The organism is Stenotrophomonas sp. 10L48, assembly GCF_056395105.1.
Window position 1 is genome coordinate 25,832 of sequence record NZ_JBFTIX010000008.1, and the last position, 17,535, is coordinate 43,366.

Here is a 17,535-nt window from a genome sequence, read left to right on the forward strand (position 1 = left end):
ACGCATCCATGAAGTTGCCGGCCAGCGGCCGGCACTACCAGGGCCCGGCCATGCGGAAGCTGTTGTTGCTGTTGCTGCTGTCGAGCGCCGCCGCGCATGCGGCGCCGGTGCGGTTGTTCATTGCCGGTGACTCCACTGCGGCCGAATATGGGCCCGAGCGTGCGCCGCAGGCGGGGTGGGGCCAGGCGCTGCAGAGCTACCTGGATCCGGCGCGCTTCGAAGTGCGGAACCACGCCAAGGGTGGGCGCAGCACGCGCAGCTTCATCGACGAAGGGCGGCTGGATGCGATTGGCCGCGAACTGCGTCGCGGCGACGTGCTGCTGATCCAGTTCGGCCACAACGATGCCAAGTTCGAAGACCGGACGCGTTATACCGATCCGGACAGTGACTACCCGCGGATGCTGATGCGCTACGTGCAGGTGGCGCGTGACCAGGGTGCCACGCCGGTGCTGGTCACGCCGGTGGCACGGCTGCTGTACGACTTCGGTTCGCTGCTGGATACGCACGCGCGTTACACGTTGGCGATGCAGCAACTGGCCACACGCGAGCACGTTGCACTGATCGACCTCAACGACCGCAGCATGCGCTGGATCCGCGCGCTGGGCGAGCAGGGTGCACGCCCGTACTTCCTGTTCGTGCCGGAACAGCACAAGGCCGACGGCACCCACTTCAGCGTGGCCGGCGCCAACGCGGTGGCGTGCCTGGTGCTGCGCGAGGCGGTGCAGGTTCTGCCGGCGCTGCAGCCTGCACTGGTGCGCGATATCGACTGCGATGTAATGGGGGTGGGGCAGGGCGGCGATCCTGCGCGTGCCTCGCAGGTGGTGCACGAAGACACGCTGGCGCGCGCACAACCGGGCCCACATGGCGGCGCCGGGCCGACCACGGCGTACCCGTTCTTCGCCGATGCGCAGGGCCTGCCGTTCGTGCTGCGCAAGCGCGTGCTGCACAAGGGCGCGGGCATCGGCCTGCATCCGCAGCACAAGGATGAGATCTACTACATCGTGAGCGGGCAGGGCAGCTATGTGCTGGACGGAAAACAGCACGACGTGCGTGCGGGGCATGCGTTGCTTACGCGCAAGGGCAGCAGCCATGCGCTGCAGCAGGTAGGTGATGAGGATCTGGTGGTACTGCTGGCGTATCCGCGGTAACTGAAACGCAGCCGAGCGTGCGCTCGGCTCTACAACGGCTCCGGGCCGAAATGCTTCAAACCCAACCGGGCCAAGTCTTCCGGCCGCGCGAAATACGCTTCATCGAAGGCATGCAGTGCCTCCTGCTCCTGCTCGGTCATCGCGCCATACAGGTCGGTCAGTTCCTTGATCGCCGGGTCGTCTTCCAGCCGGTCCAGCAGACCACGCATGCCGGCCAGGATCGCGTGCGTCTGCGTTGCGCCCATCGCCTGCAACGCGCGCAGCGCCAGCTGGCAGGTCGGGTCGCCCCAGTTGCACAGGAACTGCATGAAGCCGCCGTTGTTGATGTCCGCTTCCATCCGCCACAGCGCCACCAGCTGCTGGTCGTCATCGGACAGCGCATCAAGCGACCACGCGGCCGCATTCAGGCGCGCCAGCGCGGCTTCATAGCGGTCATCCCACACCTGGTTCGGAACATCGACCACGCCGCGTTCCTGCGCCGGCAGCAGCGCGGGCCAGTTCACGCCCAGCCCATCGGTCGTGAGCACCCACTGCGCACGCTGTTCAGCCGTGGCCTCGAACAGCGCAGGCGCCCAGCGCAACGGCTGCCGGGTGCGGCGGCCGTCGGCCAGGGTCATCAGGATGAAGTCGTCGTTGAAGGCGACGTCGGTTACGCGCAGCGAAGCAAATGCATCAGTCATGCCGTGCAGGATAGCGGAGACCCAGGATTGACCCCCTAATCTTCAAAAGCTGCAGACGCTTTTGAAGTCTAGCCGGACCTCGGCTGTCGCCTCACACATCCCCACCATCAGCCCAGCCTTCGCCCGTACCCGCCTGGAACACGCGGTCGTCGGCCTGCACGTCGCCCGCCGGCAGGTGCGCCTGGTCGGCCAGCGCGGCATAGATCGGGGTGAAGTCCGGCGACGTCGCCTGCATCAGCTGCTCGAAGCTGTCGATGACGAAGTAGGTCTTCTGGAAGGTGTCGATGCGGTAGCGCGTGCGCATGATCCGCTGCAGGTCGAAACCGATGCGGTTCGGTGCGGCCGACTCCAGCGAGTACAGCGATTCACCCTTCGAGGAGACGATGCCGGCACCGTAGATGCGCATGCCTTCGGGCGTGTCGATCAGGCCGAACTCCACCGTGTACCAGTACAGGCGGGTCAGGTTCTGCAGCGCCTCCGGGCCGATCGCATGTGCTTTGACGCCGCCGCGGCCGTAGGCCTCCATGTAGTTGGCGAACACCGGGTTCATCAGCAGCGGCACGTGGCCGAACAGGTCGTGGAACAGGTCCGGTTCGGCGATGTAGTCGATCTGGTCGGGGCGGCGGATCCACCACGTCACCGGGAAGCGGCGGTTGGCCAGGTGGTCGAAGAAATCCAGTTCCGGCAGCAGGCCTTCCACGCCGACCAGGGTCCAGCCGGTGGCCGCGCCCAGCACTTCATTGAGCTGGTCGAAGCGCGGGATCATGTGCGCGCTCATGCCCATCTCGTCCTGCGCATCCAGGAACTCCTGGCAGGCGCGGCCGACCAGCAGTTCGCGCTGGCGCTGGTACAGCGTGCTCCAGGTGGCGTGGTCGTCGGCGGTATAGGTGTCCCACGGCTGCTCGACGAGCGCGGTGGTGTACACCGGCACGTAGCCCTTGTCGGTCTGCTGGTGTTCGACGCGGCGGGGCTGGGCGAGATCCATGGAAGACTCCTTGACGGGATACCCACGATGCTAGGGCAGGGGGCGCGCAACAGGGTTGCAAAAGTTGCGCGGATTGACCTTGTTGGCGCAATATCCTTGCGTACTCACCATGTTGCGGGGCAACAATGGCCGGAGAAGTCCAGTTCGATCGCACGGATATACGTCTGCTGGCCGAAATCCAGCGTGATGGTCGCGCCACCAACGCGGAGCTGGCGACGCGGGTGAACCTGTCGCCGTCGGCCTGCCTGCGCCGCCTGCAGCGGCTGGAAAGCGAAGGGGTGATCGTCGGCTATGGCGCGCGCCTGGAGCCCCGCCGGCTCGGTCTGGGGCTGCAGGCGTTCGTGCGCGTCCAGCTGGAAAAGCATGACCAGGCCGCGATCGGGCACTTCGTCGACAGCGTGCAGGCATGGGATGAAGTGGTGGCTTGCCACGCCCTGACCGGCGACATGGACTATCTGCTGCATGTGTATGTGCGCGATCTGGAGCACTTCTCGCGTTTCCTGCTGGACAGGCTGCTCAACGCAGGTGGCGTGGCCGATGCCAATTCCAGCTTCGTGCTGCGCACGGTGAAGGGTTTCCAGGCGTTGCCGTTGTCGCAGCTGGAATGAACCGGCGGCCGCGGTGATGTTTGACGGCGCGCGCGGGCTGGCCGAGCATCGTGGCCCGCGGCGGCCGTGCACACGCAGGCCGCGCAGTGATTCCCTCTGGCTCCGGCATGTCTGATACCCCATCCCCGACGTCTTCCCCGTTGTTCCTTCCGCTGCGCGAGCAGAGCCTGCTGCGGCACCTGAGCGAAGGCACGTCGCCGGACACACCGCTGGAGCAGGCCGGCCTGCTGGTGGCCATGCTGTGCCGCCGGCAGAGGCCACCGGCCACCCAGCTGCAGCGGTTGCTGCACGACGCCTGTGCGCTGTTCGCCGCCGATGACGGCCCTGCTGCGCAGGCGCAGCTGGCGGCCAGCGCTGGACAGGACGCGCGGGCGCTGGAGGCGTGGCTGGGCGTGCTGGCCGCGCAGGACGTGCTGCTGGCACCGGACGAGGTGATGGAGGCGGTGCTGGCCGCGTCGCCGCATGCGTATCCCGGCGCGGACTTCCAGACGGCGTGCAGGATCACCCTGGAAGAGCACACGATCCACTTTCCGGCGACATCGCTGGCCGAAGGCGATGACGAAGACACCGGCGATGACGAACAGACCACGCATGCAACCCAGCACAACGGCCTGTTCACTTCCGAACAGGCACGCGTGCTGCGTGCGATCGCGGCCAATCCCGATGAATTGATCGACCTGCAGGCCTATGCCGGCACAGGCAAGGGCCATCTGGTGCTGGCGCTGCTGCAGGCTCGCCCGGGCCGTTACACCTACGTGGCGCCCACGCGAGGCCAGGTCGAGGCATTCCGCGCGCGGCTGCCGGCCGACGCCGGCACGCGCCTGCTGACCCAGATCGAGTTCGCCAATGCGATCGCCCGCCATGCCGCCGCCAACGGCCTGACTGGCGGCTTCGTACCGACCTACCGGCAGAGCACGCTGACCCTGCGTGAGGCGGCCGCCCGCCTCGGCCTGCCGGCCATCGGTGCACGCCGGCCGGACCAGGTCCTGATGATCGCCCTGGACGCCATCAACCGGTGGTGCGCGTCGTCAGCGCCGAACCTGCAGGCCTGGCACTTCCAGCGCTCGCTGGGCGCAGCGCAGCTGGAAGCCACGCCGTTCATCGCGGCCGCGGAGTTCGTCTGGCGTTGCATGTTCGATCCGGTGGTGCAGAAGGGCGGCTGCCTGCGCCTGGATGCCGGACACATCGGCAAATGGCTGGCCCTGCGTGCTGTGCCGCTGCCGGTGTCGCTGGGCATGGTGCTGGTCGATGAGGCGCACGATCTCAGCCCTGCATGGAAACAGCTGCTGGCCACCCACGCGCCCGGCGTGGTCAGCCTGGGCGATCCGCATCAACGGCTGAGCGGACGCGTACAGCGCTGGTCATCGGCGAAGACGCTGGAGATGCACCAGTCGGTGCGGCAGGGGCGGCAGGTCGATGCGCTGGTCAACCAGTCACTGGCGTTGGACGATCTCGGCGAACCGGCGCCTTTCGTGGGGGCCAGCGACCGCGCCACCGGCCTGCGCCGCTATGACGACTGGTCGGCGGTGCCCAGCACCGGCGCCCGTTTGTACGGCAGCCTGTGGCGGATGCTGCTGGAAGCCAACGAGCTGGTTGCGCGCGGCGCGCGCGTGCATCTGCATCCTGCGTCGCGGCAGGCGCTGTTGAAAGAGGTGGACGGTCCGATCGACGCCTGGCGCAGCGCCGCCGCTGGCGGCCCCGGACAACGCTGGGAAAGCTTCGTGCAGGTCTGTGCCAAGCGTGGACAGGCGGACATCCCCGCGCTGTTTGCCGGTGGCTTCGATGCTGCGGCGTTGCAGCGCCTGCTCGGGCAACTGGTCGATGCGGACGAGGCCAGCGTCGTGCTGTGCCTGGCCCAGCACGCCAAGAACCTGCAGTTCGCCACGGTGTCCATGGCGCCGTGCTGCTTCGACAGCGGCCATGATGCGCGCGCGCTGCACAGCCCGGTGCGCGCCGCCTATGTGGCGATCACCCGTGCCCAGCAACAGCTGTGGCTGCCGGGGGACGCGATGGAGCAGTTGCAGCTGAGCGCACAGCGGCATGACCGGGCGGTGGATGAGCGGCGCCGGCAGCGACGCCTGGCCAGTGGTTACCCACCACCGCGGCGCTGACCGCGGCGGCCGTTCAAGCGCCGCGCGTCAGCACTTTTCCTTGCGGCCCATCAGCTTGCCCAGGCGCGAAGGCTCGTCGCACTTGGGCGCCGCCACCGGTGCCGGTGCCAATGCGGCGGCGCGGGCCTTCTGCAGCTGCTGGATCTTGGCGCGGATCTGCGGCATCGCCGCCATCGCGGCCTTCTCGCCTTCCAGGATGGCCGTGCCACGCTGGCTGAAATCGGCAGCACCGATGTCCAGCACCTTCGGCCGGATCACGATGTCGGCGCGCGCCAGTTCCTGCTCGCCCAGGCGCTGGCCCATGATCGAGATCGACTGGTTGACGATGCCGAGCATGCCGGTCGGTGCCTTGCCGCTGGCCTTGCTGGAGATGTCCACGGCGATCACGAACTCGGCACCGAGCTGTCGTGCGGCATCCACCGGCACCGGGCTGACCACGCCGCCGTCGATGTAGTTGCGGCCACCGATCTTCACCGGCTCGAACACGCCGGGGATGCTGCTGGAAGCGCGTACCGCCTGGCCGACGTTGCCGCGCACGAAGATCGAACGCTCGCCGGTTTCCAGCTGGGTGGCGACGGCGGCGAACGGCTTCTTCAGGCGCTCGGCCGGGCGGTTGGCCACCTGTTCGTTGACGTAGTCCTGCAGCTTCTGGCCCTGCACCAAGCCACCGGAGAACAGGCGCACGTCGCGGATGCTGGCTTCGTCCAGCGCCACCGCCTTGCTCTGCATCTGGAAGGCGTCCATGCCGCTGGCATACAGGGCGCCGACCACGCTGCCGGCACTGGTGCCGGACACCACCACCGGTTCGAAGCCGTTGGCCTCGAGCATCTTGATCACGCCGATGTGCGCAAAGCCCTTGGCCGCGCCGCCGCCGAGCGCGATGCCGATCTTCACCGGCTTGGCCTGCGGAACCACGGTGGGCTGCGCGGGCGGGGTGGGGCGGACCTCTTCACCACCGCAACCGGCCAGCAGGCCGAGCAGGGCGACGGACAGCAGCACGCGGGGGCGGAACAGGCTCATCGGCAGTGCGCTCGCGGCGCCGGATTCAGGAAAGGGCGCCAGCATACCGAAGGCGTGGCAGGCCGGGCAGGGTGGGTCGGCTCCCCATTCATGAAATCGCCTGCCGCCGACTGGGTAGTGCCGGCCGCTGGCCGGCAATCGCTGGGATGCATGGGTTGCCGGGGTTGCCGGCCAGCGGCCGGCACTACCAGCCGTCCAGCCTTCCCGATCAGCCCAGCAGCGAACTCTCGCCGCGGCTCTTGCCGCCGCCCTGCGGCGCGGCCATCCACATGCGGCCGGCCAGGCGCGAGAACGGCAGCGACTGCAGCCAGACCTTGCCTGGCCCGGTCAGGGTGGCCAGGAACACGCCCTCGCCACCGAACAGCACGCTTCGGATGCCTTTGACCCGGCGCACGTCCATGTCCACGGTCGGGTGGTAGGCGACGATGCAGCCGGTATCGACGTCCAGGCGTTCGCCGGCGGCCAGCTCACGCTCGACCACGCAGCCGCCGGCATGGATGAACACCCAGCCATCGCCTTCAAGCTTCTGCATGATGAAGCCCTCGCCGCCGAACAGGCCGGTCATGATCTTGCGCTGGAACTGCACGCCGATCTGCACGCCGCGCGCGCCGGCCAGGAAGCTGTCCTTCTGGCAGATCAGGCGCCCGCCGTGCTGGTCCAGCTTCATCGCCAGCACGGTGCCGGGATAGGGCGCGGCGAAAGCGACCTTGCCGCGGCCCTGGCCGGTCTGCGTGTAGACGGTGGCAAACAGGCTTTCACCGGTCAGCACGCGCTTGCCGGCCGCCATCACCTTGTCCATGAAACCGCCACTCTGGCCGCTGCGCGCGCCGCCGCCGAAGACGGTGTCCATCTGCACCGAGGAATCCTTGAACATCAGCGCGCCGGCCTCGGCCACCGCGCCTTCGCCGGGATCCAGCTCGATTTCCACGAACTGCATTTCATGGCCGACGATGCGGAAGTCGATGCGGTCGGCGCGGCCGCCGGTTGACGCGGTTGCGACTGCAGGGGTGACTGCAGGCATCGGCGGCGGAGCCGCGGTGCCGGTGCCGGTGCCGGCCTGCTGCAGGGCGGCGATTTCGGACACCGGTGTCCACCCTGTCATGCCCTGGCACCAGGCCAGCGCGCGCGGATTGGCCTGGGCGAAGCGGCGCGCAGCCTCCTCGTCGAACGGACCGACACGGTCGGCCTGGCCGGGAGCATGGAAGTACCACTGGGTCATCGCAGCAGGTCCGTTGCGGGAAAAACCCCGAGTCTAGCGGCAGCGTCCGGCGGCGCGCGAGGCGGCCATGAACGATCGGCATTTGCGAGGGAGGTGCTGTATTGCAACAATTATCTGGTAGCGCCGTTTTACCACCCCTCCAAACACAGCCTACCGCCATGTCTCCGACCCGTACTTCCCGTGGCCGCTCTCCGGTCGCGCGCCCGCTCGTTGTCGCTCTTTCCGCCCTGCTGCCGCTGGTAGCAGCCGCCCAGGAAACCCCCGCCGCCAAGGATCCGGTCGCCCTCGATGCGCTGCAGGTGACTGCACAGCGTCGTGTCGAGAACGCCAAGGACGTGCCGGTTGCGATCAGCGCGATCCAGGGCGAAAAGCTCGACGTGCTCGGTTCGGCGGGCGATGACATCCGCTTCCTTGCTGCGCGCGTGCCGAGCCTCAACATCGAGTCGTCCTACGGCCGTGCCTTCCCGCGCTTCTACATCCGCGGCCTGGGCAATACCGATTTCGACCTCAATGCATCGCAGCCGGTCTCGCTGGTGTACGACGATGTGGTGCAGGAAAGCCCGCTGCTGAAGGGCTTCCCGCTGTTCGACCTGGCCGGCGTGGAAGTGCTGCGCGGCCCGCAGGGCACCCTGTTCGGGCGCAACACCCCGGCTGGCGTGGTCAAGTTCGATTCGGCGCGGCCGTCGCAGGATGCCGATGGCTACGTGCGCGTGGGCTATGGCAGCTACAACAGCTGGAACGTGCAGGGCGCCTACGGCGGCCCGCTGACCGACCGCTGGTCCGCACGCGTGTCGGCCATCTACCAGCGTCGTGACGACTGGGTCGACAACACCCGTGCCGGTGCGCCCAACAGTGGTTTTGAAGGCTATGACGAAGCAGCCGGCCGCGTGCAGTTCCTGTACGAAGGCGATGACTTCGAAGCGCTGTTCAACCTGCACAAGCGCAAGCTCAACGGCACCGCGCGCCTGTTCCGCGCCAACATCATCGAGAAGGGCGGCAACGCGCTGGTCGAGAACTTCGACCGCGACAAGGTCGCCAACGACGGCGTCAATTTCTCCGACCTGGAAACCTGGGGCGGCAGCGCGCGCCTGCAGTGGAACCTCGGTTCGGTGACCCTGCATTCGATCACCGGCTATGAGACCGCCGAATCGCTCAACCGCGGCGACATCGACGGTGGCTACGGCGCCGCGTTCCTCGGCGCGGGCAACTCCGGCCCGGGCCTGATTCCGTTCTCGTCCGAGTCGGCCGACGGCCTGCCGCACCACCGCCAGTGGACCCAGGAATTCCGCGTGGAATCCAACGAATGGGGCCGCTTCGACTGGCAGGCCGGCGTCTTCTACTTCGATGAAGACGTCACCATCAACAACTTCAACTACGACTCGCTGACCCCGGGCAACCCGCAGACCGGCCACGTCGTGCAGCAGCAGCGCAACAAGGCATGGGCGGTGTTCGCTTCGGGCGACTTCGATGTCACCGACCGCTTCAAGTTGCGTGCCGGCGTGCGCTATACGCAGGACAAGAAGGACTTCAGTGCCAGCGTGCTGCAGGCCGTGCCGTTCGGCACCCCGGTCAGCGGTCCGTACCTGGCCAACACCGACGTCAACGACGTCAGCTGGGATGTCAGCGGCGTGTACAAGCTGACCGACAACGTCAATGCCTATGCACGCGTGGCCAAGGGCTTCCGCGCACCGTCGATCCAGGGTCGCCTGGCGTTCGCACCGGGCCTGTCGCAGGCCGATTCGGAGAAGGTGATTTCGTACGAAGCCGGCATCAAGGCCGACCTGTTCGAACGTCGTGCGCGCCTGGGCTTCAGCGTGTTCCGCTATGACGTGGACGGCCAGCAGCTGATCGCCGTCGGTGGCACCAACAACACCGCCACCCTGCTCAACGCCGACAAGACCATCGGCCAGGGCGTGGAGCTGGACCTGGAAGCCTACCTGGCCGACAACGTGCTGCTGACCTTCGGCAGCAGCTACAACGACACCGAGATCAAGGACAAGAACCTGGCGGTGGCGGTCTGTGGCGGCGGTTGCACCATCACCGACCCGACCACGGTCATCAATGGCGGCACCTATGCGCTGGTCAACGGCAATCCGCTGCCGCAGGCACCGAAGTGGATCCACAACGCGACCCTGCGCGTGGGCTTCCCGCTCAGCGATGGCAGCGAGCTGTATGCCTACACCGACTGGGCCTACCGCAGCGCGGTGAACTTCTTCATCTACGAGTCGCCGGAATTCCGCGGCCGCAGTTCGCTGGAAGGTGGCCTGCGCCTGGGTTACAACTGGGATTACGGCCAGTACGACGTGGCCGTGTTCGGCCGCAACCTGACCAACCAGACCCGCGTGGTCGGCGCGATCGACTTCAACAACCTGACCGGCTTCCTCAACGAGCCGCGTACCTGGGGCGTGGAGTTCACCGCGAAGTTCTGATGCGGCTGCAGCAGTAATGAAATGACGAAGGGCCGGCGCAATGCCGGCCCTTCTGTTTTTCGCGTCCGCCGGGCATGGCCCGGCGCTACCCATGCGTCGCGCCCGGTAGCGCCGGGCCATGCCCGGCGAGCGCAGCGGCGGTGGATTACAAGGCGCTCTGCGGGCGCACCTTCAGCACGGCGTTCTCGGTGGCGCAGTCGCGGCTGGAATGCAGGCCGGCCTTGCGCGCAGCAGCGATCTCCCTGCGCGCGGCAAGCAGGTCGCTGTTGAACGCCGCGTTGTCATGCAGGCGGGCCACGGCGGCGGCGCCCATGAAGCGGCCTTCGAGGATGTCGCTCTGCCAGTGCACGTTGCACACCAGGCGGCTCTCGCCGTAGTTGCGGCCGCGCGCCTGGATGGCATCGGCGCGGTCGGGTGCGATCTCCGACAGGATCAATGCCCATGCCCAGCCGATCGAGGTGTGGCCGGACGGATAGGAGCCGTTGCTGCGCAGCCCCTCCTCATCCTTCGGCGAGCAGGTCGGCTCACCGTTGACCATGAACGGACGCGGGCGCTGGTACATGTTCTTGGCAGCCTTGGTGGCAGCACTGGCGTCGATGCGGCTGCGCTCCAGCAGGCGGTACAGGGCCGGGGTCTTCACTGCATCGACGTCGATGTCGGCGGCACAGGAAAAATGGTTGGCACCTTCCGGAAAGCCGAGTTCGGCATCGACGCCGGCCTGGGCGAAACGCGGGCTGCCGCGCAGCGCACGTGCTTCACGGCTGACCTGCTCGTCCAGCGCAAAGGCCGCCGAGCCGGCGGCCGGTGGTGCCGGCACCAGATCGATGCTGGCCGGCACTGCGGTCTTGTCCAGGTAGCCCACGGCCTTGGTGGTGACGTTGGCTTCGACGGCGGTCGGTTTGCTGGTGGTGGTGGCGGCACAGCCGGCCAGCGACAACGCGATGGCCAGGCCCAGCAGCGGCCGGGCAGGGGGGAGGATCGACGACATGGGCAGACTCGGGCAGGGAACTCGCCGGCCATGATCGCAGCCTCGATTGCCGGCCGCAGCGTCCATCGGTCATACGGCCAGACCCGGCATGGTCCCGCTGCACTGGATGAAAACGGTAATCAATTGTCGGCAATCTGCTGAATCCGGGCGCAGCGCACGGACTTTCACGCGCTGCCGCCACGAGCATCAGGTCACAGCCGGGCCGGGGGGATCCGCTGAAAGGGAGAGACGCGATGCGCAGCACCGCAACAGGAAGTACCGTTCTGGCCCTGCTCCTTGGGGTGTCGACCGTACCGGCGCAGGCCGCCGATGTGTACGGCGTCGCCTTCGTACACGGCACCGGCGCGCAGACCAATGCCACGCAGGACTACTGGCAGCCGGCGATCATCGACACCGTCCGCCAGGGCCTGCCGAACAGCAGCAACTACGTGGTCATCAACTGCGACTTCACCCAGTACATGTGGAAGCCGGAAGCGGCCGGCTGCCTGGCCAACCAGCTTACCGGCTTCATCGACAGCCGGGGCATCACCCAGCTGGTGGTGATCACCCATTCCAACGGCGGCAACGTGATGCGCTGGATCCTGTCCAATCCCACCTACGACAGCCGCTACCCGAAGATCATCAACCGGCTGCGCAAGGTCACTGCGCTGGCGCCCTCCTCGGCAGGTACGCCGCTGGCCGACGCCGTGCTCAACGGCAACACCTTCGAGACCTCGCTGGGCTGGCTGCTGGGCTACAAGAACGATGCCGTGCGCATGCAGCAGGTGGGGCACATGGCCACCTACAACGCGCAGAACCTGTACGGCACCGCCGGCCGTCCGGCCCTGCCCAAGCCGTTCCGCGCAGTGGTCGGCAGCGATGTGGAATCGGCAGTGTGGGACAGCAACAGCTACTGCGGCGGCTACTCCGCCAATGTCGGCCTGGAGTTCACCCAGAACTGGCTGTCGTCGTGCTCGGACGGTTTCCTGGAGTGCAGCAGCCAGAAGGCGGCCGGCACCCTGTGGTTCACCGACAAGGCGCGCACCCAGGGCGCCGAGCCGCTCAGCCACAACCAGAGCCGCCGTGAGTGCTTCGGCCTCGGCGGCATCCTGCGCAACGACCTGACCCAGTGAGGGAGATGACCATGACGATCCATTCCACCCTGCTGGCTGCCGCCGTGCTGGCGGTCCTTTCCACTGCATCGGCGCAGGCCGCGCAGCCGCTGCGTGTTGCCGCTGGCGACCAGATTCCCGCCGGCCTGGTTGCCGCGCCGCTGCCTGCCGATGAAAGCGAGCACTCGCCGCTGGCCTTCGCCTGGGCGCTGGACCCGGCACAGCCACTGCAGGCCCCCGGTCCCCAGGCCGCCATCAGCCGCAGCTACTGGCAGCAGGTCGACGCTGCCGAACTGCAGCGCGGCCTGGAACTGCCACTGAGCGCACCGGATGCGGTGATCCAGCTCAGCCCGGCGCCGGGCGCCCGCGCGCTGCCGGCAAGCTCGCTGCAGGTACGTGATCCGGCGGGGCGCAGCAGCGTCGCGCGCAGTGTCGACGCACGCCAGCTGCAGGATGCGGGCATGCCGGTCGGTGATGGCAGCAGCATGCTGCGCACCGGCACCACCAGCGCGGCCGGCGCTTACCGCCTGCAGAGTGCGCAGGCGCAGGGCCGCTATGTGGTGCAGGTGCTGGAGCCCAACAGCCCGCTGCGGTTGGAAGTGCAGGCCAGCCAGACGCAGGTGCTGGCCGGAGGCAACGTGCAGCTGCAGGCGCGTCTGCTGGAAGACGGTGCCAGCGCGTCGGCGTTGCGCACACGGCGTGACAGCCTCGGCGGCGAAGCGCTGCTGGTCGCACCCGATGGCCGCAGCTGGCCGCAGCGGTTGCTGCGCACCACCGATGGCAGCCTGCGTGCACAGGTAAGGATTCCGGCCGAGGCCAGCAACGCACAGGGCCTGTGGGAACTGCAGGTGTTCGCCCAGGCCGACGGCGTGCTGCGCGATGGCAAGGTCGCCTTCGCCGTGGCGCGGCCAACCGCACGCTTCACCGGCCAGGCCGCCCCCGACCCGGCCAGCCGCCAGGTCAGTCTGCCGTTGCAGGTGGCCGCCGCCGGCCGCTACGAGGCGCGCGGCACCCTGTATGCCACCGCAGCCAACGGCCAGTTGCAGCCGGTGGCGCAGGCGCATGCCGCAGCGTGGTTCGATGGCCCGGGCCGCGGCGCGCTGGTACTGCCCTTCGACCAGGCCGCGTTGCCTGCCGGCTTCGGTGCGCCCTATGAACTGCGCGACCTGCAGCTGCAGGACCAGAGCCGGATGGCACCGATCGAGTCGCGCGCGCTGGCGTTGCGGTTCTGAAGCAGGGCGTGGCGGGCCGGACGTCCGGCCCGCCACAGACGCGGTGTCACCCCGCGTACGCGGTCAGCCGTCCTTCCTGTTCCACCACCGTGATCGCACCGCCGAACACGGCTGACAGCGGTTCGTCGCGCAGCAGCTCGGCGCGCGCTCCATCGGCCACCACGCGGCCGTCGCGCAGCAGCACCACGCGCTCGATCTCGGGAATCACTTCCTCGATGTGGTGGGTGACCAGCACCAGGGTGATGCCCTGCTGCGCAAGCACGCGCATGGTGGCGATCAACTGCTGGCGGGCGACCAGGTCCAGCCCGGTGGAGGGTTCATCCAGCAGCAGCGCCTGCGGCCGGTTGACCAGCGCGCGGGCGATCAGCACCCGGCGGGTCTCGCCGGCCGACAGTTCGGCGTAGGCACGCTCACGCAGGCCCGACGCACCGGTCATCGCCAGGGTCTCGCCCACCCGCATGCGCATATCGTCGGTGACCTCGCGGAAGGCCGGCACCATGTAGCTGGCGAAGAACCCCGACAGCACCGCCTGCTCCACCGTCAGCCCCGGCATGTCGGCCAGGTTGCTGCTGAGGTCACCGGTGACGATGCCAAGTTGGGAACGCAGCCGGTCGACCTGCCAGCGGTTCTGCCCCAGCACCTTCACCGCCACCGTGCCGTCGGCCTGCGCCAGCGGGTACAGCTCGCGGGTGATCAGCTTGATGAAGGTGGACTTGCCACAGCCATTGGGGCCGAGCAGGGCGGTGTGCTGGCCCTGCGCGATGCGCAGGCTCAGCCCGTGCAGGACCTTCACCTGTCCGCGCATCACGCTGGCGCGGTCCAGTTCGATCAAGGGCGGCGGGTCCCCGGCGGATGGGGCGGGGTCTACGGCGCGGATGCGCGGATCAAGGGTCGACAACACGGGTCCCCAACTGTGAACGAAGCCACGGAATGGCGCTGCCAATCCAGCGGTGCAAGGTGCAGTTTGCAACGCAAGCGCCCATGATGTCTTCCATACCTGTGTCGCTCTGGAGAGCCGCCATGCCTGATGCCCTGATGTCCCTGCTGACCGGTGGCGTACTGGGCCTGGGCTGGTGGCAGCTGGCCCTGGTGCTGCTGGTCTTCACCCAGCTCACGATCTTCTCGGTCACCCTCTACCTGCACCGCAGCCAGGCGCACCGGGGCGTGGACTTCCATCCGGTGGTCGCGCACTTCTTCCGCTTCTGGACCTGGCTGACCACCTCGATGATCACCAAGGAGTGGGTGGCGATCCATCGCAAGCACCACGCCAAGGTGGAAACCGAGGACGACCCGCACAGCCCGGTTACCCGTGGCATCGGCCAGGTGTTCTGGCGCGGCGTGGAGCTGTACCGCGAAGCACGCGGCATGCGCGAGGACATCGAACAGTACGGTCGCGGCACTCCGGACGACGCGATCGAGCGCCGCCTGTACACCCCGTATGCAACCCTCGGCCCGGTGCTGCTGTTTGCCATCAACACGGTGCTGTTCGGCCTGCCGGGCGTCGCCCTGTGGGCGATCCAGATGGCGTGGATCCCGTTCTGGGCCGCCGGCGTGGTCAATGGCCTGGGCCACTGGTGGGGCTATCGCAACTACGAGTCGGCCGACACCTCCACCAACCTGACGCCGTGGGCGTTCTGGATTGGTGGCGAGGAACTGCACAACAACCACCATGCGTTCCCCAGCTCGGCGCGCTTTGCGATGCGGCGCTGGGAATTCGACATCGGCTGGAGTGCGATCCGCCTGCTGCAGGCATTGCGCCTGGCCAAGGTCCTGCGTGTCGCGCCGGCCATGGACGTGCGCCCGAACATCGCCGTGCCCGACGCCGATACCCTGAAGGCACTGCTGTCGCATCGCTTCCAGGCGATGACCGACTACCAGCGCAACGTGTTCATGCCGGCATTGCGCGAAGAGGCGCGATACGCGGGTGCAAAGCTGCGCCGATTGCTGCCGCGCCGGCTGCGCCGTGGCCTGGTCAACGACGGCCGCTGGTTGAAGCCGGACAGCCGCGCCCAGCTCAGCGAATGGGTCGCCCAGCGCCCGCGCATCCGCACCCTGGTGGAATACCGCGCACGCCTGGCGACGCTGCTGGAAGCACGCGGCCATGATGCCGCCGAGCGCCTGCGTCAACTGCAGGCCTGGTGCCGCGAGGCCGAGGAAAGCGGCATCGCCGCGCTGCAGGCCTATGCCGCGCGACTGAAGGGCTACACCCTGGTGGGCGGATGAGGGCTGCGCTGACGGCATTGCTGCTGGCCGCCGTGTGCGCACCTGCCGTGCAGGCCCAGGTCAGCGACACTGCCAGTTACCTGCAGCGCATGGACAGCGATGGCGACGGCAAGGTCAGTGAAGCCGAGTACCTGCAGTGGATGCTGTATGCCTTCGATCGCATGGACCGCAACGGCGATGGCGTGCTGACCGCCGACGAACTGCCCGGCGGCAAGGGCAGGGCCATCACCCGCGAACAGCAGCGGCAGGTGATCGTGCAGCGCTTCCACAAGCAGGACGCCAACGGTGACGGATTCCTGGATGCACGGGAACTGGCTGCACCGCCGCGCTGAGCGGGCATAGAATCGTCCCATGCCCGAACTGCCCGAAGTAGAAACCACCCGCCGTGGCCTGGCGCCACACCTGCAGGGTCGCCGCGTGCACGGGGTGATCCTGCGCCGTGCCGACCTGCGTTGGCCGATTCCACCGGAAGTGGCCGAGCTGCTGCCCGGCCAGCGCATCGAAGAGGTGCGCCGCCGCGCCAAGTACCTGCTGCTGGATACCGCCATCGGCAGCGCCGTGCTGCACCTGGGCATGTCCGGCAGCCTGCGCGTGCTGCCCGGCGACACCCCGTTGCGCGCCCATGACCATGTGGACATCAGCCTGGACAACGGCCGCCTGCTGCGCTTCAACGACCCGCGCCGCTTCGGCAGCCTGCTCTGGCAGCCGGCCGGCGAGATCCACCCGCTGCTGCAGGGGCTGGGCCCGGAGCCGCTGGACGACGCCTTCGACGGCGACTACCTGTTCGCCCGCAGCCGCGGCCGCAGCGCGCCGGTGAAGACCTTCCTGATGGACCAGGCGGTGGTGGTCGGGGTGGGCAACATCTACGCCGCCGAGAGCCTGTACAAGGCGGGGATCAGCCCGTTGCGCGAGGCCGGCAAGGTCACCCGCGAGCGCTATCGGCGGCTGGCCACGGCAGTGAAGGAAACGCTGGACTACGCCATCACCCGCGGTGGCACCACCCTGCGCGATTTCATCAGCCCCGACGGCGCGCCGGGCTACTTCGAGCAGGAGCTGCTGGTCTATGGCCGCGATGGCCTGCCGTGCCCCGGCTGCGGCCGCCCGCTCAAGCACGCCATGATCGGCCAGCGGGCAAGCGTGTGGTGCAGCCGCTGCCAGCGCTGAACGTCTTCATGCGCTGCACACGTGCAGCGCTATAGTCCAGCCGACATCCGCTGCGGGGGAGCGTTGGCGATGGACGAAGGCCCGGATATCACCGTATGGCTGGATGCTGCGCGCGGTGGCGACCGCGCCGCGCTCGACCGTGTGCTGACCACCCTGTACCAGGAACTGCACAGCATGGCCCGGCGGCAGCTGGCCGGGCAGCAGGGACGCACCCTGGATGCGACCTCGCTGGTCCACGAGTCCTACCTGAAACTGCTGGGCAGCCGCGGTGCGGCGCGCTTCGAGGACCGTGCGCACTTCTTCGCCTATGCGGCGTCGGCGATGCGCAGCGTGGTCGTCGATTACGCGCGCAACCGGCTGGCGCGCAAGCGCGGTGGCGACCTCAAGCGGGTGGCCGAGATTCCCGAGAACAGCAGCAGCGGCGTGCGCCTGGACGAGGATCTGCTGGCCCTCGATGTTGCATTGGAACGCCTGCAGGCCGTCGATGCGCACCTGGCCAAGGTGGTGGAGCTGCGCTACTTCGCCGGCTTGTCCGAACTGGAGATCGCCGAACTGAGCCAGCGCTCGGAGCGCAGCATCCGCCGCGACTGGCAGAAGGCGCGGCTGTTCCTGCTGGCCGCGATGCGCAGCGACTGAG

The 17,535-nt window shown here is 68.1% G+C and carries 16 protein-coding genes; 10 read left to right on the forward strand and 6 right to left on the reverse strand.

Annotated elements, in window-relative coordinates:
* Positions 1-50: 50 nt before the first annotated feature.
* On the forward strand, positions 51-1,148 hold the full coding sequence (locus tag AC1DCU_RS14290) for a GDSL-type esterase/lipase family protein (RefSeq protein ID WP_346603270.1): 1,098 nt from the start codon (positions 51-53) through the stop codon (positions 1,146-1,148).
* Positions 1,149-1,177: 29 nt separating this feature from the next.
* Here the strand turns inward: AC1DCU_RS14290 and AC1DCU_RS14295 are convergent, their stop codons facing one another.
* Both AC1DCU_RS14295 and phhA read right to left on the reverse strand, forming a co-directional pair.
* Positions 1,178-1,828 carry a DMP19 family protein gene (locus AC1DCU_RS14295; RefSeq protein WP_442251644.1) on the reverse strand — a complete coding sequence of 217 codons (651 nt, stop codon included), beginning with the start codon at positions 1,826-1,828 and terminating at the stop codon, positions 1,178-1,180.
* Positions 1,829-1,919: 91 nt separating this feature from the next.
* Positions 1,920-2,813 (reverse strand): phenylalanine 4-monooxygenase, encoded by an 894-nt coding sequence (gene phhA / locus AC1DCU_RS14300; RefSeq protein WP_025875475.1) that lies wholly within the window; start codon positions 2,811-2,813, stop codon positions 1,920-1,922.
* Between the two features lie 125 nt (positions 2,814-2,938).
* On the opposite strand from phhA, the gene AC1DCU_RS14305 reads away from it, so the two are divergent.
* On the forward strand, positions 2,939-3,421 hold the full coding sequence (locus AC1DCU_RS14305; protein WP_025875473.1) for an Lrp/AsnC family transcriptional regulator: 483 nt from the start codon (positions 2,939-2,941) through the stop codon (positions 3,419-3,421).
* Positions 3,422-3,528: 107 nt separating this feature from the next.
* Positions 3,529-5,532, forward strand: a complete 2,004-nt coding sequence (locus tag AC1DCU_RS14310; protein WP_442251643.1) for a hypothetical protein — start codon at positions 3,529-3,531, stop codon at positions 5,530-5,532.
* Between the two features lie 27 nt (positions 5,533-5,559).
* Here the strand turns inward: AC1DCU_RS14310 and AC1DCU_RS14315 are convergent, their stop codons facing one another.
* On the reverse strand, positions 5,560-6,552 hold the full coding sequence (locus tag AC1DCU_RS14315) for a patatin-like phospholipase family protein (RefSeq protein ID WP_025875469.1): 993 nt from the start codon (positions 6,550-6,552) through the stop codon (positions 5,560-5,562).
* A gap of 208 nt (positions 6,553-6,760) precedes the next feature.
* Positions 6,761-7,771 (reverse strand): TIGR00266 family protein, encoded by a 1,011-nt coding sequence (locus AC1DCU_RS14320; protein WP_282280366.1) that lies wholly within the window; start codon positions 7,769-7,771, stop codon positions 6,761-6,763.
* A 158-nt stretch (positions 7,772-7,929) separates the two neighbouring features.
* Between AC1DCU_RS14320 and AC1DCU_RS14325 the strand changes: the two genes are divergently transcribed.
* Positions 7,930-10,200 (forward strand): TonB-dependent receptor, encoded by a 2,271-nt coding sequence (locus AC1DCU_RS14325; RefSeq protein WP_032978438.1) that lies wholly within the window; start codon positions 7,930-7,932, stop codon positions 10,198-10,200.
* 145 nt (positions 10,201-10,345) lie between these two features.
* On the opposite strand, the gene AC1DCU_RS14330 is transcribed toward AC1DCU_RS14325, so the two are convergent.
* Positions 10,346-11,188 (reverse strand): acid phosphatase, encoded by an 843-nt coding sequence (locus AC1DCU_RS14330; protein WP_032978435.1) that lies wholly within the window; start codon positions 11,186-11,188, stop codon positions 10,346-10,348.
* Between the two features lie 233 nt (positions 11,189-11,421).
* On the opposite strand from AC1DCU_RS14330, the gene AC1DCU_RS14335 reads away from it, so the two are divergent.
* The gene (locus tag AC1DCU_RS14335; protein ID WP_025875463.1) at positions 11,422-12,300 is read left to right on the forward strand and encodes a hypothetical protein; all 879 of its coding nucleotides are present in this window, start codon (positions 11,422-11,424) and stop codon (positions 12,298-12,300) included.
* An 11-nt stretch (positions 12,301-12,311) separates the two neighbouring features.
* Positions 12,312-13,511, forward strand: coding sequence for a DUF4785 domain-containing protein (locus tag AC1DCU_RS14340; RefSeq protein WP_032978565.1), 1,200 nt, complete (start codon positions 12,312-12,314; stop codon positions 13,509-13,511).
* A gap of 46 nt (positions 13,512-13,557) precedes the next feature.
* Here the strand turns inward: AC1DCU_RS14340 and AC1DCU_RS14345 are convergent, their stop codons facing one another.
* Positions 13,558-14,343 carry an ABC transporter ATP-binding protein gene (locus AC1DCU_RS14345; protein WP_032978432.1) on the reverse strand — a complete coding sequence of 262 codons (786 nt, stop codon included), beginning with the start codon at positions 14,341-14,343 and terminating at the stop codon, positions 13,558-13,560.
* A gap of 188 nt (positions 14,344-14,531) precedes the next feature.
* On the opposite strand from AC1DCU_RS14345, the gene AC1DCU_RS14350 reads away from it, so the two are divergent.
* From AC1DCU_RS14350 to AC1DCU_RS14365, 4 genes are all read left to right on the forward strand, one after another.
* Complete coding sequence (locus AC1DCU_RS14350; protein WP_025875457.1) at positions 14,532-15,734, forward strand: DesA family fatty acid desaturase; 1,203 nt, start codon at positions 14,532-14,534, stop codon at positions 15,732-15,734.
* Positions 15,731-16,066 (forward strand): EF-hand domain-containing protein, encoded by a 336-nt coding sequence (locus AC1DCU_RS14355; protein ID WP_025875455.1) that lies wholly within the window; start codon positions 15,731-15,733, stop codon positions 16,064-16,066. Before AC1DCU_RS14350 ends, AC1DCU_RS14355 begins: the two co-directional genes overlap by 4 nt.
* Before the next feature lie 19 nt (positions 16,067-16,085).
* On the forward strand, positions 16,086-16,898 hold the full coding sequence (mutM, locus tag AC1DCU_RS14360; protein WP_025875451.1) for a bifunctional DNA-formamidopyrimidine glycosylase/DNA-(apurinic or apyrimidinic site) lyase: 813 nt from the start codon (positions 16,086-16,088) through the stop codon (positions 16,896-16,898).
* A 69-nt stretch (positions 16,899-16,967) separates the two neighbouring features.
* Positions 16,968-17,534, forward strand: coding sequence for an ECF-type sigma factor (locus tag AC1DCU_RS14365; RefSeq protein ID WP_025875449.1), 567 nt, complete (start codon positions 16,968-16,970; stop codon positions 17,532-17,534).
* Position 17,535 lies beyond the last annotated feature (1 nt).

Excerpts from the sequence above, each read along its gene's own strand:
- AC1DCU_RS14290 (WP_346603270.1), top strand. The coding sequence starts at position 51 with ATGCGGAAGCTGTTGTTGCTGTTGCTGCTGTCGAGCGCCGCCGCGCAT.
- AC1DCU_RS14295 (WP_442251644.1), bottom strand. The coding sequence starts at position 1,828 with ATGACTGATGCATTTGCTTCGCTGCGCGTAACCGACGTCGCCTTCAAC.
- phhA (WP_025875475.1), bottom strand. The coding sequence starts at position 2,813 with ATGGATCTCGCCCAGCCCCGCCGCGTCGAACACCAGCAGACCGACAAG.
- AC1DCU_RS14305 (WP_025875473.1), top strand. The coding sequence starts at position 2,939 with ATGGCCGGAGAAGTCCAGTTCGATCGCACGGATATACGTCTGCTGGCC.
- AC1DCU_RS14310 (WP_442251643.1), top strand. The coding sequence starts at position 3,529 with ATGTCTGATACCCCATCCCCGACGTCTTCCCCGTTGTTCCTTCCGCTG.
- AC1DCU_RS14315 (WP_025875469.1), bottom strand. The coding sequence starts at position 6,552 with ATGAGCCTGTTCCGCCCCCGCGTGCTGCTGTCCGTCGCCCTGCTCGGC.
- AC1DCU_RS14320 (WP_282280366.1), bottom strand. The coding sequence starts at position 7,771 with ATGACCCAGTGGTACTTCCATGCTCCCGGCCAGGCCGACCGTGTCGGT.
- AC1DCU_RS14325 (WP_032978438.1), top strand. The coding sequence starts at position 7,930 with ATGTCTCCGACCCGTACTTCCCGTGGCCGCTCTCCGGTCGCGCGCCCG.
- AC1DCU_RS14330 (WP_032978435.1), bottom strand. The coding sequence starts at position 11,188 with ATGTCGTCGATCCTCCCCCCTGCCCGGCCGCTGCTGGGCCTGGCCATC.
- AC1DCU_RS14335 (WP_025875463.1), top strand. The coding sequence starts at position 11,422 with ATGCGCAGCACCGCAACAGGAAGTACCGTTCTGGCCCTGCTCCTTGGG.
- AC1DCU_RS14340 (WP_032978565.1), top strand. The coding sequence starts at position 12,312 with ATGACGATCCATTCCACCCTGCTGGCTGCCGCCGTGCTGGCGGTCCTT.
- AC1DCU_RS14350 (WP_025875457.1), top strand. The coding sequence starts at position 14,532 with ATGCCTGATGCCCTGATGTCCCTGCTGACCGGTGGCGTACTGGGCCTG.
- AC1DCU_RS14355 (WP_025875455.1), top strand. The coding sequence starts at position 15,731 with ATGAGGGCTGCGCTGACGGCATTGCTGCTGGCCGCCGTGTGCGCACCT.
- mutM (WP_025875451.1), top strand. The coding sequence starts at position 16,086 with ATGCCCGAACTGCCCGAAGTAGAAACCACCCGCCGTGGCCTGGCGCCA.
- AC1DCU_RS14365 (WP_025875449.1), top strand. The coding sequence starts at position 16,968 with ATGGACGAAGGCCCGGATATCACCGTATGGCTGGATGCTGCGCGCGGT.